Source organism: Serratia sp. GW822-FHT06E05 (assembly GCF_058799445.1).
The window spans coordinates 439874-453531 of sequence record NZ_JBXALM010000002.1 but is presented as its reverse complement, the minus strand read 5'-3'; the positions used below and the strand labels follow the sequence as shown (position 1 = coordinate 453531).

At 59.1% G+C, this 13658-nt stretch carries 12 protein-coding genes and 1 riboswitch; of the genes, 4 read left to right on the top strand and 8 right to left on the bottom strand.

Going from position 1 to position 13658, the window contains the following annotated elements; all coding sequences use genetic code 11:
- Positions 1 to 11: 11 nt before the first annotated feature.
- From AC1RKC_RS09755 to AC1RKC_RS09745, 3 genes are read right to left on the bottom strand one after another with little or no spacing between them, the layout of a single operon-like run.
- Positions 12 to 779 (bottom strand): ABC transporter permease, encoded by a 768-nt coding sequence (locus AC1RKC_RS09755; RefSeq protein WP_261158691.1) that lies wholly within the window; start codon positions 777 to 779, stop codon positions 12 to 14.
- Positions 776 to 1531: an ABC transporter ATP-binding protein gene (locus AC1RKC_RS09750; RefSeq protein ID WP_493092323.1), complete on the bottom strand. Its 756-nt coding sequence runs from the start codon at positions 1529 to 1531 to the stop codon at positions 776 to 778. Before AC1RKC_RS09750 ends, AC1RKC_RS09755 begins: the two co-directional genes overlap by 4 nt.
- Positions 1528 to 2208 carry a TenA family protein gene (locus AC1RKC_RS09745; protein WP_493092324.1) on the bottom strand — a complete coding sequence of 227 codons (681 nt, stop codon included), beginning with the start codon at positions 2206 to 2208 and terminating at the stop codon, positions 1528 to 1530. The genes AC1RKC_RS09750 and AC1RKC_RS09745 overlap by 4 nt, the downstream gene beginning before the upstream one ends.
- 65 nt (positions 2209 to 2273) lie before the next feature.
- Positions 2274 to 2376: riboswitch (TPP riboswitch) on the bottom strand.
- A 157-nt stretch (positions 2377 to 2533) separates the two neighbouring features.
- Between AC1RKC_RS09745 and AC1RKC_RS09740 the strand changes: the two genes are divergently transcribed.
- From AC1RKC_RS09740 to gap, 3 genes are all read left to right on the top strand, one after another.
- A complete protein-coding gene (locus AC1RKC_RS09740) occupies positions 2534 to 3556 on the top strand; it encodes an LLM class flavin-dependent oxidoreductase (RefSeq protein ID WP_046373166.1) in 1023 nt (340 codons plus the stop codon).
- A gap of 68 nt (positions 3557 to 3624) precedes the next feature.
- Entirely contained in the window at positions 3625 to 4599 is a 975-nt protein-coding gene (locus AC1RKC_RS09735; protein WP_176984310.1) for a GlxA family transcriptional regulator, read from the top strand.
- Positions 4600 to 4677: 78 nt separating this feature from the next.
- The gene (gap, locus tag AC1RKC_RS09730) at positions 4678 to 5688 is read left to right on the top strand and encodes a type I glyceraldehyde-3-phosphate dehydrogenase (RefSeq protein ID WP_044552338.1); all 1011 of its coding nucleotides are present in this window, start codon (positions 4678 to 4680) and stop codon (positions 5686 to 5688) included.
- 237 nt (positions 5689 to 5925) lie between these two features.
- Here the strand turns inward: gap and AC1RKC_RS09725 are convergent, their stop codons facing one another.
- The 4 genes from AC1RKC_RS09725 to AC1RKC_RS09710 form a co-directional block, all read right to left on the bottom strand.
- Complete coding sequence (locus AC1RKC_RS09725) at positions 5926 to 6714, bottom strand: inositol monophosphatase family protein (RefSeq protein WP_197821119.1); 789 nt, start codon at positions 6712 to 6714, stop codon at positions 5926 to 5928.
- Positions 6715 to 6738: 24 nt separating this feature from the next.
- Positions 6739 to 7800, bottom strand: a complete 1062-nt coding sequence (locus AC1RKC_RS09720) for an ABC transporter ATP-binding protein (RefSeq protein WP_122079807.1) — start codon at positions 7798 to 7800, stop codon at positions 6739 to 6741.
- Positions 7797 to 10025 (bottom strand): ABC transporter permease, encoded by a 2229-nt coding sequence (locus AC1RKC_RS09715; protein ID WP_020827658.1) that lies wholly within the window; start codon positions 10023 to 10025, stop codon positions 7797 to 7799. Before AC1RKC_RS09715 ends, AC1RKC_RS09720 begins: the two co-directional genes overlap by 4 nt.
- Positions 10026 to 10131: 106 nt before the next feature.
- Positions 10132 to 11160, bottom strand: coding sequence for an ABC transporter substrate-binding protein (locus AC1RKC_RS09710; RefSeq protein WP_020827657.1), 1029 nt, complete (start codon positions 11158 to 11160; stop codon positions 10132 to 10134).
- 207 nt (positions 11161 to 11367) lie between these two features.
- On the opposite strand from AC1RKC_RS09710, the gene AC1RKC_RS09705 reads away from it, so the two are divergent.
- Positions 11368 to 12420, top strand: a complete 1053-nt coding sequence (locus tag AC1RKC_RS09705; RefSeq protein ID WP_081667707.1) for a LacI family DNA-binding transcriptional regulator — start codon at positions 11368 to 11370, stop codon at positions 12418 to 12420.
- A 204-nt stretch (positions 12421 to 12624) separates the two neighbouring features.
- Here AC1RKC_RS09705 and AC1RKC_RS09700 read toward each other — a convergent pair whose 3' ends face one another.
- Positions 12625 to 13509 carry a LysR family transcriptional regulator gene (locus tag AC1RKC_RS09700; protein WP_020827655.1) on the bottom strand — a complete coding sequence of 295 codons (885 nt, stop codon included), beginning with the start codon at positions 13507 to 13509 and terminating at the stop codon, positions 12625 to 12627.
- Positions 13510 to 13658 lie beyond the last annotated feature (149 nt).

Below are 13658 nucleotides of genomic sequence, written 5' to 3'. Positions count from 1 at the left end.
TTGTGAGGCGATCAATCATTTTCCGGTGCCCAGTCGATCAGGCGCAGCAATAGCGCGTCTACCGTCACCCATAGCAAGACGGTCATCAGCACCAAAATAAACAGCGCGGCAAAGCAGATGTCGGTCTGCATGCGCGCGTTGGCGTTAAGCATGACGTAACCCAGGCCTTCCGCCGAGCCAACCCATTCGCCGATGATGGCGCCGATAGGGGCGACGGCGGCGGCCATCCGCAGTCCGGAACCGAAAGCCGGTAGCGCTGCCATCAGCCGCACGTGACGCAGTTGGGCCCAGGGAGAAGCACGTAGGGTACGGGCCAGATCGAGATAATCGTTATTGACCCGGCGTAGCCCATCGAAGAAGGCGGAAGTGACCGGGAAGAAAATCACCAGCACCGCCATTACCACTTTGGCGCTCATGCCAAAGCCGAACCACAGCACCAACAGCGGCGCCAGCGCAAACACCGGGATCGCCTGGCTGGTCAGCACCAACGGCATCAACCAGCGCTGCAGGCGCGGCGAAAAGATCATGCACAGCGCCAGCGTGGCACCGAGCAAAACCCCGGCCAGCAAACCGCAGGCGATCTCCGAGGCGGTGATCAGCGTGTGATAAGCGAGGTACGCCCGGTTGTCCCACAGCGCCTGTGCCACCGCCGAGGGGGAGGGCAACAGGAAGGCGGGGATATCGCCCAGCGTGGCCAGTGCCCACAGCAGCAACAGGCCGGCGAACACCGTCAGGCTGCGACGCATCCGCGACAGACGGCTTTCAGGGAGGTTTTTCATCCGGCGGCCCTCACCAGTTGCAGCAGCAACTCGCTCTGGCTTTTCAGCAGCTGAGGATTGTCCGGCGCTCGCGGCGGTAAGTCCTCGATAACATGACTGTCGTCCAGCCCCGCCGGATAACGGGACAGCACCAGCAGGCGGTGGCTTAGGCGGCAGGCCTCCATGGGGTCGTGGGTGATCAGCAGCACGGTATGCTGCGCCAGCAGTTCGGCGGCCAACTGCTGGATCATGGCGCGGGTGATGGTATCCAGCGCGGAGAAGGGTTCATCCATCAACACAATCGGCTGGCGCTCATACAGCGTGCGGGCAATAGCGGCACGTTGACGCATGCCACCGGACAGTGCGGCAGGCAAGCTGCGGCCATAGCCGGTCAAGCCCACGCGTTCCCGCAGATGTTCCGCCCAGGCGCGGTCGACCTTTTCGCCGCGCAGCCGCGCACCGAGGCTAATATTCTCGTCAATTGTCAGCCAGGGATAGAGCAGATCCTTTTGTCCCATATAGGCGATACGCCCGGTTATCGGCAGGCCATCGCTGCCGATAACCGTACCGGAAGTGGGTTTCGCCAGCCCGGCGATGATCTTCAGCAGGCTGGTCTTCCCCGCGCCGCTGGCGCCGAGTAGGGCAACGAAGCTGCCGCCGGCGATATCGAAATTCAGACCATCGAAAATCACCTGCTGACCAAAGCGCAGGGTCAGATCCCGTACCTGAATACCGGGCCGGGCATTGCCGTACTGCGTGTCGCCGAGGCTCATTGGGCATTCAACCCCATCTGCCAGAAGGCGGATTCCAGGCGGGTGGCGGTGGTGAAAATCGCCGACAGTTCGTTTAGACGGCTTGGGGCACCCCGCTGGAGGCCAACGTTTTCCAGCAGGTCGAGGGAGGCTTGTACGCCGCTCAGATACGTGGGATCACCATAGTTGCGGATCCACGAGGCATAGGGATTGCCTTCCATCACGGTGTTGGGATCGTTAAGCAGGCGCAGGCCGATTTCGGCATAGCCAGCGACGCAGGGCATTAACGCTGCCAGCAGATCCAGAGCATCTCCGGCGTGGCCGATATCGAGCACATAGCGGGTGTAATTGAGGGTTTCCGGCGCTTCGGGTTCGGCGGCTATCTGCGGTTCGCTCAATCCCCAGTCGGCACAATAGGCCAGGTGCAGGGGCAGTTCGGCGACAATGGCATTGAGCGAAGCGGTAGCGGCGCGCATTTCCGGCAGGGTGCGCAGTTTGCTGACCAGCAGGGCATAGGCGCGGGCAAAGTGGATCAGGAACAGATAATCCTGCGTCAGGTAGCGGCGAAAAGCGGGTTCCGGCAGCGTACCGGCGGCCAGTTGCTGAATAAAGGGGTGTGCGACATAGTCCTGCCAGTAACCGCCGGCCTGTTGGCGCAGCTTGCCGTAAAGACCGTTATCGAATAAGGGAGTAAACATGGGACCTCCAAAAGTGAGTGGAGATCCGGGCGCGCTGAGGTGAGGTATGAACAGGCAACCGCCGTGAGGGGATTGCCGACCGTCCCTTCGCTGGCATGACCCAGATCAGGTTCAAAGGGTTCGGCTTGCGCCATCTCAGCCCGTAACAGGACACCCCTCGGAGGAGCCTGTTATACGATATTTACTTTTTGATTACAATGCTCAGGCAGTGTGGCGTTGTGGCGTAAAAGGATCCGTTTAGTGCGATCGGCCACGATATTTCTGGCCGGAAGGGGGCGATTTTTGTCACTGTAATCCGGTCATTAATGAATCTAAGGATCACCCCATGAAGAAAATCGGCTTCCTTTCTTTCGGCCACTGGACGCCTTCGTCGCAGTCGGGCACCCGTTCGGCGGCAGATGCGCTGCTGCAATCCATTGATCTTGCCGTTGCGGCAGAAGAGCTGGGGGCGGATGGGGCTTATTTTCGCGTACACCACTTTGCCCGCCAGCTTGCCTCGCCATTCCCGCTGTTGGCGGCCATCGGCGCCAAAACCCAGCGTATTGAGATCGGCACCGGCGTGATCGACATGCGCTATGAAAATCCGCTTTATATGGTCGAAGATGCCTGCGCCGCCGACCTGATTTCCGGCGGGCGGCTGCAACTGGGCATCAGCCGCGGTTCTCCCGAACAGGTGATTGATGGCTGGCGTTATTTTGGTTACACGCCTGCCGAAGGCGAGACCGAAGCCGATATGGCGCGCCGCCATACCGACGTCCTGTTGGAGGCGCTGCGTGGCGAAGGCTTTGCTGAACCTAACCCGCAACCGATGTTCCCGAACCCGCCGGGCTTGCTGCGGGTAGAACCTTTCTCCGCCGGGCTGCGCGATCGCATCTGGTGGGGCGCCAGCTCAAACGCCACGGCGATCTGGGCGGCGAAGCTGGGCATGAATCTGCAAAGCTCGACGCTGAAAAACGACGAAACCGGCGAGCCCTTCCACGTGCAGCAGGCCAAGCAGATCCGCGCTTATCGCGATGCCTGGAAGGCCGCGGGTCATGCACGCCAGCCGCGGGTGTCGGTCAGCCGCAGCATCTTTGCGCTGATGAACCAGCAGGATCGCAGCTATTTCGGCAACAGCGGTCAGGACAGCGATCAGGTGGGGTATATCGATCAGCAGACTCGCGCGGTATTCGGCCGTAGCTATGCCGCCGAGCCGGAACTGCTGATCAAGCAGTTGGCGCAGGACGAAGCGATTGCCGAAGCCGATACCTTGCTGCTGACCGTGCCCAACCAGTTGGGCGTTGACTACAACGCCCACGTGATTGAGTCGATCCTGACCCATGTCGCCCCGGCGCTGGGCTGGCGCTGATGAGAGAAAACGCTTCTCAAACCGGGAAGCGTTATTGACTTATTTTGTCGATTTTGTATTTTAAGGCCATGCATACATTTCTGATTATCGTCCCCGAAGGGGGCATGCTGTTCGAATCGGCGGGGATCGCCGACATCCTGATGCAGGCCAACCGCTTGCGGCCCGATGACGCGCCGCTCTACCAGATGGCGATAGTCACCACGCAAACTCACCGGGTGGTGCATGGCTTGTCCGGTTTGAATCTGTTGGCCGATCATCGCCTGGCGGATCTCGACCCTGAGGTGGAACGCGATACCATTATCGTTACCGGCAAAGGGGCGACCGAGGAAGAAAGCGCCTTTGTGGTGGATTGGCTCCGCCGTGCGGCCCCCAAAGCGCGGCGCGTGGCCTCCGTTTGCGGTGGGGCGATGCTGCTGGCCGAGGCCGGTCTGCTGGACGGCCGCCGGGCGACCACCCATTGGCGACTGCTGGAAACCTTGCAGGCCCGTTTCCCCAAAGTGAAGGTCGAAAATGGGCCGATTTACGTACAGGATGGTGCGGTCTGGACCTCTGGCGGCGTCAGCTCCGGGTTTGATCTCACGCTGGCGCTGGTGGAGGACGATTACGGTTTCGTGCAGGCCCGCGAAGTGGCGCAGGATTTGGTGATGTTTTTGCGCCGCCCCGGCGGGCAGGCGCAGTTCAGCCGTTACCCACTGAATCAGGCCAAAACACCGGGCCCTATCCGCGATCTGCAGAGCTGGATCCTGGAGAATCTGGCCGAGGATCTTTCCGTTGAGAAACTGGCCGAACGGGTTGCCATGAGTCCGCGCAACTTTACGCGCGTGTTCACGCGTGAAACCGGCATTTCACCCGCCAAATTTGTCGAAGAAGGGCGCTTGTACATCGCCCGTCAGCGTCTGGAACAGAGCTCACAAGGCATTGAACAAATCGCCACCAGCAGCGGTTTCGGCAATGCGCTCAATCTGCGCCGCGTTTTCGAACGGCATCTGCAACTGACCCCAACCGAATACCGCGATCGCTTCCATTCACGCACTTTGGCATAAATTGATCTATAAACGTCATTTACGACATGCTCCCTGCGGCTTAAATTTACACCAGAGCCAATAACGAAGGAGTAGATCATGGTCAAAGTAGGCATTAATGGATTCGGCAGAATCGGCAGGAATGTTTTGCGTGCTGCGTTAGGTCGCAGCGACTTTGAAGTTGTGGCGATCAATGATTTGACCGACAGCAAAACCCTGGCGCATCTGCTGAAATACGATTCGCTCTCGGGCCGGCTGGCGGCCAGCGTCGAGGCCGGTGAAAACCAGCTGCTGCTGGACGGCAGGCCAATTCATGTCTTCTCTGAAAGAGATCCGGGCGCCATTCCATGGAAAAGCGTGGGCGTAGACGTGGTGATCGAAGCGACCGGTTTTTTTGCCGACAAAGCCAAGGCGGAAGTGCACATCACGCGTGGTGGCGCCAAGCGAGTGATTATCTCTGCGCCGGCAAAAGACGACGACATTACGATAGTGATGGGTGTTAACCAGGATCAGTACGATCCGGCCAAGCATCGGGTGGTCAGCAACGGCAGTTGTACCACCAACGGTTTGGCGCCCGCCGCGCAGGTGCTGCATCAAGCCTTTGGTATTGAGTACGGCCTGATGAACACCACCCATGCCTACACCAACAGCCAGGCGCTGCACGATCAGCCGGAAAAAGATTTACGGGGCGCCCGTGCCGCCGCGGAGTCGATTGTGCCTTACTCCAGCGGTGCGGCGAAAGCGCTCGGTAAGGTGATCCCGAGCCTGGATGGCCGCCTGACCGGTTATTCGCTACGAGTGCCGGTGCCGGTGGTCTCTATCGTCGACCTGACGGTCACGCTGAAACGCGAAGTGACCAGCGAAGAAATCAACGCCGCTTTCCGCCAGGCTGCGGAGTCAGGGCCACTGAAGGGCATTCTCGGTTACAGCGATGAGCCTTTGGTGTCGAGCGATTATAAAGGCGACCCGCGCTCGTCGATTATTGATGGGCTTTCCACGCTGGTGATCGGCGGCAAGTTGGTCAAGGTGCTTGCCTGGTACGACAACGAGTGGGGGTTCTCTAACCGCCTGGTCGATCTGGCGGTGCTGATGGAAAAACGCGGGTTGTAAATGCCTCGCGGTCGAACATGTTCGTCCTTTCACTCAGGCAATAGCCCCCATCAGGGGCTATTAAGGCCGTTGACAAAGTGCTGTGTTGTTTAATGGTAGGGGCGCTGCATGCTGCGCCCGATAGCATAATCAATGCGTTAAATCGGGTCGAACATGTTCGACCCCTACCGGTTTAGCCTTTTCGAGTGTTTGTCAGTAGTCTGAATAGCCCCCTCCAGGGGGCTATTCAACGTCAATTCAGAGCTGTGCAATACGCATTAACTCTTCTTTCGCCCCAGGGGCCACCGCCAGCACCGGCCCGCCGCGCAGTAAACGTTCCCCTTCGGTATTGAACGGGTGGGTCCAGCCACCGGCTTCGTTCACCAGACAGTAACCTGCCAGACAGTCCCAGGCGTGCATGTAGGGTTCGTAATAGCCCACCAGCCGTCCTGCCGCCACCCAGGCCAACATCATGGCGCCGGAACCGTTGCGGAAGAAACTGCCGCCCACGGCGGTGATTGCGGCGGCAATTTCGCCGACGCGTTCCGGTTTAACATAGCTGTTGGCACCAAAACCGGTGACGTGGTTTTGCATGGTGCGCTTGGGATCCACCCGCAGTGGTTTGCCGTTGAGGGTAGCCCCCGCGCCGCGCGCGGCCTTAAAACACTCCTGCTGGCAGGGGGCAACAATTACGCCGATCACCGGCTCGCCCAGATGGATCACCGCCACGGACACGCACCAGTTCGGCATGCCGTTAACGAATGGGCTGGTGCCGTCGATCGGATCCACCACCCAGGTGTAACCGGAATCGCCGGGTTGCAGGCCAAACTCTTCGCCCAGAAAACCGTCTTGCGGGAATTGGCGGGCGATGTGTTCACGGATCAGCAGTTCAACCTCGCGATCGGCAATCGAAACCACGTCTTGCGCATCGCGTTTGGTTTCAATCACCAGGCTCTCGCGGCGGTTAAAATAATCCAGCGCCTTGGCTCCGGCTTCGCGGGCCGCCTGTTCTGCCAGCGTCAGGCGCTGAGTAATCTGTTCGTTCATCTTCATTCCTTAACGTTGTTAGGATCACTGGGCAATCAGTGCCAGACCCTGAGTTTTGAAGTCAATGGCCACACGGGTGGTCGGTGCCAATTGGCGTTCCATCTGCACATCGACAATAAACAGCGCGCCGAGATCGGTTTTTACTTCATATTCGATATGGTCCCCAAGCCAGGTGCTATGGGTGACTTCGCCGTTCAAGGCGCCGCTTTGCTCCGGCAGTAGGGTGATAAACTGCGGGCGTACCGACAGTTGCGCTGCGCCGGGACGCGCCTTGCCACCCGGTACCCGGTACTGGCGGCTGCCGAGGGTGATCAGCGCTTCGCCGCCGACCACTTGTTGTATGTCACAGGGCAGGATATTGGCCTCGCCCATAAAGTCGGCGATAAACACCGACGCCGGCGAATGGTAAAGCTCCTGCGGCGCGCCCTGTTGGGCAATATGCCCTTCTTTCATGACGATAATCTTATCGGAGACCGCCAGGGCTTCTTCCTGATCGTGGGTCACATAGACCGCCGTGAAGCCGAGGCGCTGCTGCAAATCGCGGATCTCGGTGCGGACGCGGCGACGCAGCCGTTCGTCAAGGTTGGATAAGGGTTCGTCGAGCAGCAGCACCTGCGGTTCCAGCACCAGGGCACGCGCCACGGCGATGCGCTGTTGCTGGCCGCCGGAGAGCTCAGAGGGCAGGCGTTGGCCCATGCTTTCCAGACCGACCAATTTCAGCCCTTCACGTGCCCGATCCTGTGCCTCTTTGCGCGACAGGCCGCTGGCGAGCAGGCCGTACATCACGTTATCCAGCGAGTTCATGTGCGGGAACAGCGCGTAGGATTGAAACACCATCGCGACGTCGCGCTCGTTGGCGGGCAGATGCGTGACCTCCTTGCCGCCAATCAGAATACGGCCTGAGGTCGGGTGTTCCAGACCGGCCAGCAGGCGCAGGGTAGTGGTCTTGCCGCAGCCGGAAGGGCCAAGCAGCGTCACCAGCGTGCCGGGCTCGACGGTGAGTGAAAGCCCGGGCAAGGCGGTGAAATCGGCAAACTGTTTGGTGACGTTCTCAAACACCACCGAGCCGGAACGAATGGCAGTCATACGGCATTCTCCTGATGTAAGGCCGGTGGTGGCGTCACCGGCGGTGTGGTAATACGGATGGCACGGCGCAGGCGACGTTCGCCCACCAGCAGTTGGAAAGTGAGGATCACCGCCAGCATCACCACGATAAGCACGGAGGAGTAGGCGATGGCCACGCCGTATTCCCCGTTTTCGACCAGCCCGACGATGTAGGAGGTGGCCATGTTGTACTGGGCGCTGACCAGGAAAATCACCGCGCTGATGGAGGTGATCGCGCGCACAAAGGCGTAAACCAGTGCCGCGCTGATGGCCGGTTTCAACAGCGGCAGGATCACTTTGCGCAGGGTGCGGAAACTGCTGGCGCGCAGGGTCAGCGAGGCTTCATCCAGGCTGCGATCCAACTGACTCATGGCGGCGATCCCACCCCGAACGCCGACCGGCATATTGCGGAACACAAAGCAGGCGACCAGGATCAGGGCGGTGCCGGTGATTTCCAGCGGCGGCAGGTTGTAGGCCATGATGTAACTGACGCCGATCACCGTGCCGGGGATGGCAAAGCTGAGCATCAACATAAACTCGAAGGTCTGGCGGCCGGCAAACTTCTGCCGCACGATCAGCCAGGCGGTGAGCAAGCCGACGATGGCCGTGAGCGGGGCGGCGATCAGCGCGATTTCCAACGTGGTCCAGAACGAGTTCCAGGCGACGCCGGTCCAGACGATCTGGCCGCTGTTCCAGTGGAAACCGAAGGCGCGAGCGTAATGGCCCAGCGTCAGGCTGCTGTCGAGTCCCCATGACTGCACGAAGCCGCCGATCAGGATCATGCCGTAGATAACCAGCGTGAACAGGCCCCAGGGGATCACCAACGCGTACACGCCGTAGCGCAAGCCCCGCGGCAATCCACAGTGGGTGCCGGAATCCCCTTTGCCGGTAACGGTGGCGAAGCTTTTCCCTGCCAACCACAGGCGCTGCAAAATAAAGGCGCTGAGGGTAAAGCACAGCAGGATAATCGCCAGCACGGCGGCGCGGCTCGGATCGTTTTGCGCGCCGACCACCGAGAAGAAGATTTCGGTCGACAGCACGCCGTGGCTGCCGCCCAGCACCATCGGGTTACCGAAGTCCGCCATGCTTTCGATAAAGCTGATCAGGAAGGCGTTGGCCAACCCGGGCGCCATCAGCGGCAGGGAAACGTAGCGGAAAGTGCGCCAGCGGTTGGCGCGCAGCGTTTGCGAAGCTTCTTCCAGCGAGGGGCTGACGCCTTCCACCACGCCAATCAACACCAGAAAGGCAATCGGGGTAAAGGAGAGCACCTGAGCAATCCAGATACCGGTCAGGCCATAAAGCCAGCGGCCGGGTTCAATGCCGAACACCCCGGCGAGCAGCTCGGTCACCACCCCGGCACGGCCAAACAGCAGCATCAACGCCAGGCCGATCACGAACGGCGGCGTAATGATCGGCAGCACCGTCAACATGCGCAGCCCTTTTTTGAACGGCAGTGGCGTGCGAGTGGCAGCCAGGGCAAAAGCCAGGCCGAGCAGCGTGGATCCGCTGGCGGTCATCAGCGCCAACGTCAGGGTGCGCCAGGCGGTACCGCAGCTGCCGCCCTTCAGGCAGCTCAGGCTCCAAATGGCCGGATCCTGCATATTAGCGATCAGGCCGTCGGGCTTGAACGATCCGTCCACGTCCTGCACCGAGGCGACAAACATGCTCAGCACCGGGTAAAGCACGAAAGTGGTGACCAGCGCGACCAGCAGCACAATGGCGGCGACCACAAAGGCATCTCCCTTCAGCACGCCGCGTTCGGCCAGCGCGAAAGAGAACAGCAGCAAAAATGTGGTGATCAGTAAAATAGCGCCGGCGCCAAAAGCGGGCTGGCCGTCGCTGAGTGCGCCGAACAGGTGTTCGCTCCACTGCCAGTTCCAGCCGCTATAACCAATGGCATGGCCTTCAAACAGCAGAAACACCACGCCGACCAGGCTGGCAGCGATCAGCAACTGCGAGCGAAAACGGCCAATTTTCAGCAGGCGAGCCAGTGCGCAAACCAGCAGCATCAGCAGGGCAATCGCCAGCCAGGGGCGTTGAAACGTCAGTATTTGCCACAGAGCGGGTGCACTCGCCTGATCCTGCCACAGCGTAGTTAGCCAGCCAAAGTCGAAGAACCCGGCTTCCTGGCTGTACCAGGGCAGCAACAACAGTGCCAGTGCGCCCAGCACGAGGGCCCCGTCAAGGCGGCGGTTTTGAGCATTCATCTTAACCTCGAGAGTTCATATGTCCTTCACCGCGCCCTGCATGGGCGAGCGTGACCTCGCCCGGTTTATTACAGAGCGCATCGCATGCGGGAGGGAAGGGCTTGAATTACTGGGCGCTGGCGCCGATCTCTTTATCCCAACGGCTGAGCAGGGCCTTGCGTTTTTCTGTCGCACCGTAGGTTTTAAAGTCGTAGTCGATCAGCTTGATGTTTTCGAAGCGCGGTGCGTATTCGGAAATTGCCGCGTTGCGATTTGACGGCAACTGGAAGGATTTGGCGTCTTTCATGTGCGATTGGGCGTCAGCGCTGAGCGCCCAGTCGTACCACACCTTGGCTTCCTTGAGGTTGCGCGCGCCTTTCACGATCGACATGGAGCCAATTTCAAACCCGGTCCCTTCGCAAGGTGCAACCGCCTTGATCGGGAAGCCATCGACCTGCATCGCGACGGCATCGTGCATAAAGACGATGCCGACGGTGGTTTCGCCGCGTGCCGCCGCTTTCACCGGTGCCGAGCCGGATTTGGTGTACTGCGAGATGTTGGCGTTAAGCTTTTTCAGGTAGTCGAAGGCCGGTTCTTCCCCCATGATTTGCACCAGCGTGGCGAGGGTGTTGTACGCGGTGCCGGAAGAGTTTGGGTTGGCCATTTGGATTTCGCCTTTGTAAGCCGGATCCAGCAGATCGCTCCAGCAGGCGGGCACCTTGAGTTTTTTCTCTGCCAGCAGTTTGGTGTTGTAGCCCCAGCCCAGTGCCCCGGCGTAGACGCCAACGGTACGGTAGCCGGCACTTTCGGCCTGTTTGCGCGCCCAGTCGTGCTGCTGATCCAGCAGCGGTGACTGGTAAGGCTGGGTTAACCCCTCGTCGGCGGCCTGCATATGCGGATCGCCAGTGCCTGCCCACCAAATATCGGTGCGCGGGTTGCGGGCTTCGGTACGAATACGTGCATAGGCTTCCCCGGCGGAGAGGCGCACCATACTGACTTTGATATCCGGGTGCTGTTTCTCAAACAGATTGGTCATTTGCTCACAGACCACCACGTCGGCGGAGCAGATCATATTCAGTTTCCCGGCAGCCTGAGCTGGCAGGGCAGAGAGTGCTGTGCCGGCGGCGAGGACCGCCATCAGAGTAACGCGTTGCATGGTGTTCTCCTTGGTTGTGTAGGGTGGCGATACGTTGTCGCCTATTCTTTTTGCACGTGTGTGCAAATAACTAGAGGATAAAAATTGCGCTGTCAATCGCGTGATGAAACAATTCAACCTACTCGTCACAAAAATGAAACAAATTGACCGCTAAAAATTTGCACAGCTTTGCAAAATGCGGCAAACTTTTCTCAGGGCGCGTAACGGATGGAAGTGAAGATGGCGATGGACAAGGCGATGATCAGTGCGAAAGACGTAGCGGAACTGGCCGGGGTCTCCCGTTCGGCGGTCTCGCGGACTTATACGCCCGGCGCAAGCGTGTCGGCGACAACCCGCGAAAGGGTGATGCGAGCGGCCGAAGAGCTGGGTTATCACGTTAATCATTTGGCGCGGGGACTGGTGCGCAACCGCAGTGGCATTGTCTGCCTGATCGTTTCGGAGCTGGCGACGCCTTATCGGGCCAGCCTGGTGCGATTACTGACCCAGCATCTGCAGGATGCGGGAAAAATCGCCATGTTGATTAACACCGATCGCTCCGATGACAGCGTGTCCCAGGCATTGCAGCAGGCGATTAACTTCCGCGCAGATGCTTCTTTTGTACTCTCCGGCATGCCGGACAGCGGCATCGCCCGCCTGTGTCACAAACACGGCCAGCGGCTGGTGCTGATCAACCGTAACGATACCTTGCCCGGCTCGCTCAGCATCCGGCTGGATAACGAAGAGGCGGCCGGCAGGGTGGTGATGGCGTTTGCCCGTGCGGGCTGCCGACGCATTGCATTCGCCAACTCATTGGCCGGTACACCAAGCCTGATGGCGCGTGAGCGCGGTTTTCTGCAGGCGGCGGAAGCTGCGGGGCTGGAGGTGAGCGTCGAGCGTTTTGGCACCACCTCTTATGAGAGCGGCCAGATCCTGGCGCACCGCTTGCTGACCCGGCGTGAACGCCCTGATGCGGTATTCTGCGTCACCGATTTGCTGGCCTGCGGTTTTATGGACGAGGCGCGCCATCGTTTTGGGCTACGTATTCCGCAAGATCTATGCGTCGCGGGCTACGACGATATTCCGCAGGCGGCGTGGTCCTCTTATAACCTCACCACCTTTACCCAGCCGGTGGCGTTATTTGCTCAGGATGCGGTTTCCTGGCTGATGGCGGAAGAGCAGAAGGAAGAAAATACGATGCCGACGCTGGGCCAGGAGATACCGGGTGAAACCCGGCTGTATCATGCCGATTTCGTCTGGCGCGGCACCATTCGCGGTGCCTGACACAAATCCGTTACCCATTCGGGCTTGTCATCTGTCGATCGTTCTACAATGTTCTCTGCATGCGAAGGGTAGCTAGAACGAGCCTCAAAAAGTTTGCGCGGAGTGGGATCGTATTCAAAGGGCTCTGACAGTCTGCTCGGTGCCAGGAGCGGGTGCTGTTTTCCAACTCTTACCCCAGCCTGCGTGTAACCTTATCTTCATCCCTTAAATTCTCAACGTATCGATAACTGCTCGCAGAGCGGGCGACACATTGCGGTGCGGATAATAGAGAAATGAGCCCTCCAGTCGCTGACTGTAGCGTTGTAAAACTCTGATGAGTGAACCCTGTTCTAAATCGTCTGACACTAACTCTTCCGGGACATAAGCCAGCCCCAAGCTCAGCCTGGCGGCTTTGGCTTCCATATAGCTGTCAGAAAACGCCCATTGACCCTGCGGCCGATGCGTGATTTTTTTGCCGCCCTGATTAAGTTCCCATGCGTACAGGCTGCCGTCGCCGAACTGATAAGCTATACAGGGATGAACAACTAAATCTGCGGGGACTTGCGGAAAGCCATAGCGACGAAAGTGATCTGGCGTACCGACAATGGTCATCTCCATGTCAGGGGAAATACGAACAGCAATCATGCCACTCCCAACTTCTGGCCCCAGACGTACACCGGCATCGAATCGCTCAGCGATAATATCGACAAACCGGCTTTCACTAATGAGTTCCAGTCGGATGTCGGGGTAGTGCTGCTTAAATATCGCAAGCTTCGGCAGGAGCACCTTATCAATCGCGTGCTGACTGGCATTGATGCGTACCGTACCTGATAGGGACTGGCGATAATTGGCCAGCGTGGCGAGTCCCATATCTAAAGCATCGAATCCTGACTCAAGGGTCCGGTAGAGTTGTTCACCGGCATGGGTAAGCGATAATCTGCGCGTGGTGCGCACCAGAAGTTGAACGCCCAGTCGTTCTTCAAGTTCGCGTACAGAGCGGCTGATTCCTGATTGTGCCAGGCCAAGGCGTTGTGCCGCGGCGGTAAAACTCCCTTCCCGCACCACCTGCATGAACAGGTATAAATCGTTATAGTTTCCCCGTTTAGCCATCATCCCTCCCTCGCTACCGGCGTTAATATTTAGAACAAAATGGTATTAATCTTAGCATTTTTCACCCCCTAATCAGCACTATTACTGCTAACTATAATGTGCGCATTAGCAGCAAAGCACAGCAGCGCTGTCCGTATGACACCTGTATC

What these genes read in the sequence shown, in the direction of transcription:
- AC1RKC_RS09725 (WP_197821119.1), bottom strand. Translation starts at nt 6,714, where the DNA reads ATGAACGAACAGATTACTCAGCGCCTGACGCTGGCAGAACAGGCGGCC.
- gap (WP_044552338.1), top strand. Translation starts at nt 4,678, where the DNA reads ATGGTCAAAGTAGGCATTAATGGATTCGGCAGAATCGGCAGGAATGTT.
- AC1RKC_RS09705 (WP_081667707.1), top strand. Translation starts at nt 11,368, where the DNA reads ATGGAAGTGAAGATGGCGATGGACAAGGCGATGATCAGTGCGAAAGAC.
- AC1RKC_RS09740 (WP_046373166.1), top strand. Translation starts at nt 2,534, where the DNA reads ATGAAGAAAATCGGCTTCCTTTCTTTCGGCCACTGGACGCCTTCGTCG.
- AC1RKC_RS09750 (WP_493092323.1), bottom strand. Translation starts at nt 1,531, where the DNA reads ATGAGCCTCGGCGACACGCAGTACGGCAATGCCCGGCCCGGTATTCAG.
- AC1RKC_RS09755 (WP_261158691.1), bottom strand. Translation starts at nt 779, where the DNA reads ATGAAAAACCTCCCTGAAAGCCGTCTGTCGCGGATGCGTCGCAGCCTG.
- AC1RKC_RS09715 (WP_020827658.1), bottom strand. Translation starts at nt 10,025, where the DNA reads ATGAATGCTCAAAACCGCCGCCTTGACGGGGCCCTCGTGCTGGGCGCA.
- AC1RKC_RS09710 (WP_020827657.1), bottom strand. Translation starts at nt 11,160, where the DNA reads ATGCAACGCGTTACTCTGATGGCGGTCCTCGCCGCCGGCACAGCACTC.
- AC1RKC_RS09735 (WP_176984310.1), top strand. Translation starts at nt 3,625, where the DNA reads ATGCATACATTTCTGATTATCGTCCCCGAAGGGGGCATGCTGTTCGAA.
- AC1RKC_RS09745 (WP_493092324.1), bottom strand. Translation starts at nt 2,208, where the DNA reads ATGTTTACTCCCTTATTCGATAACGGTCTTTACGGCAAGCTGCGCCAA.
- AC1RKC_RS09700 (WP_020827655.1), bottom strand. Translation starts at nt 13,509, where the DNA reads ATGGCTAAACGGGGAAACTATAACGATTTATACCTGTTCATGCAGGTG.
- AC1RKC_RS09720 (WP_122079807.1), bottom strand. Translation starts at nt 7,800, where the DNA reads ATGACTGCCATTCGTTCCGGCTCGGTGGTGTTTGAGAACGTCACCAAA.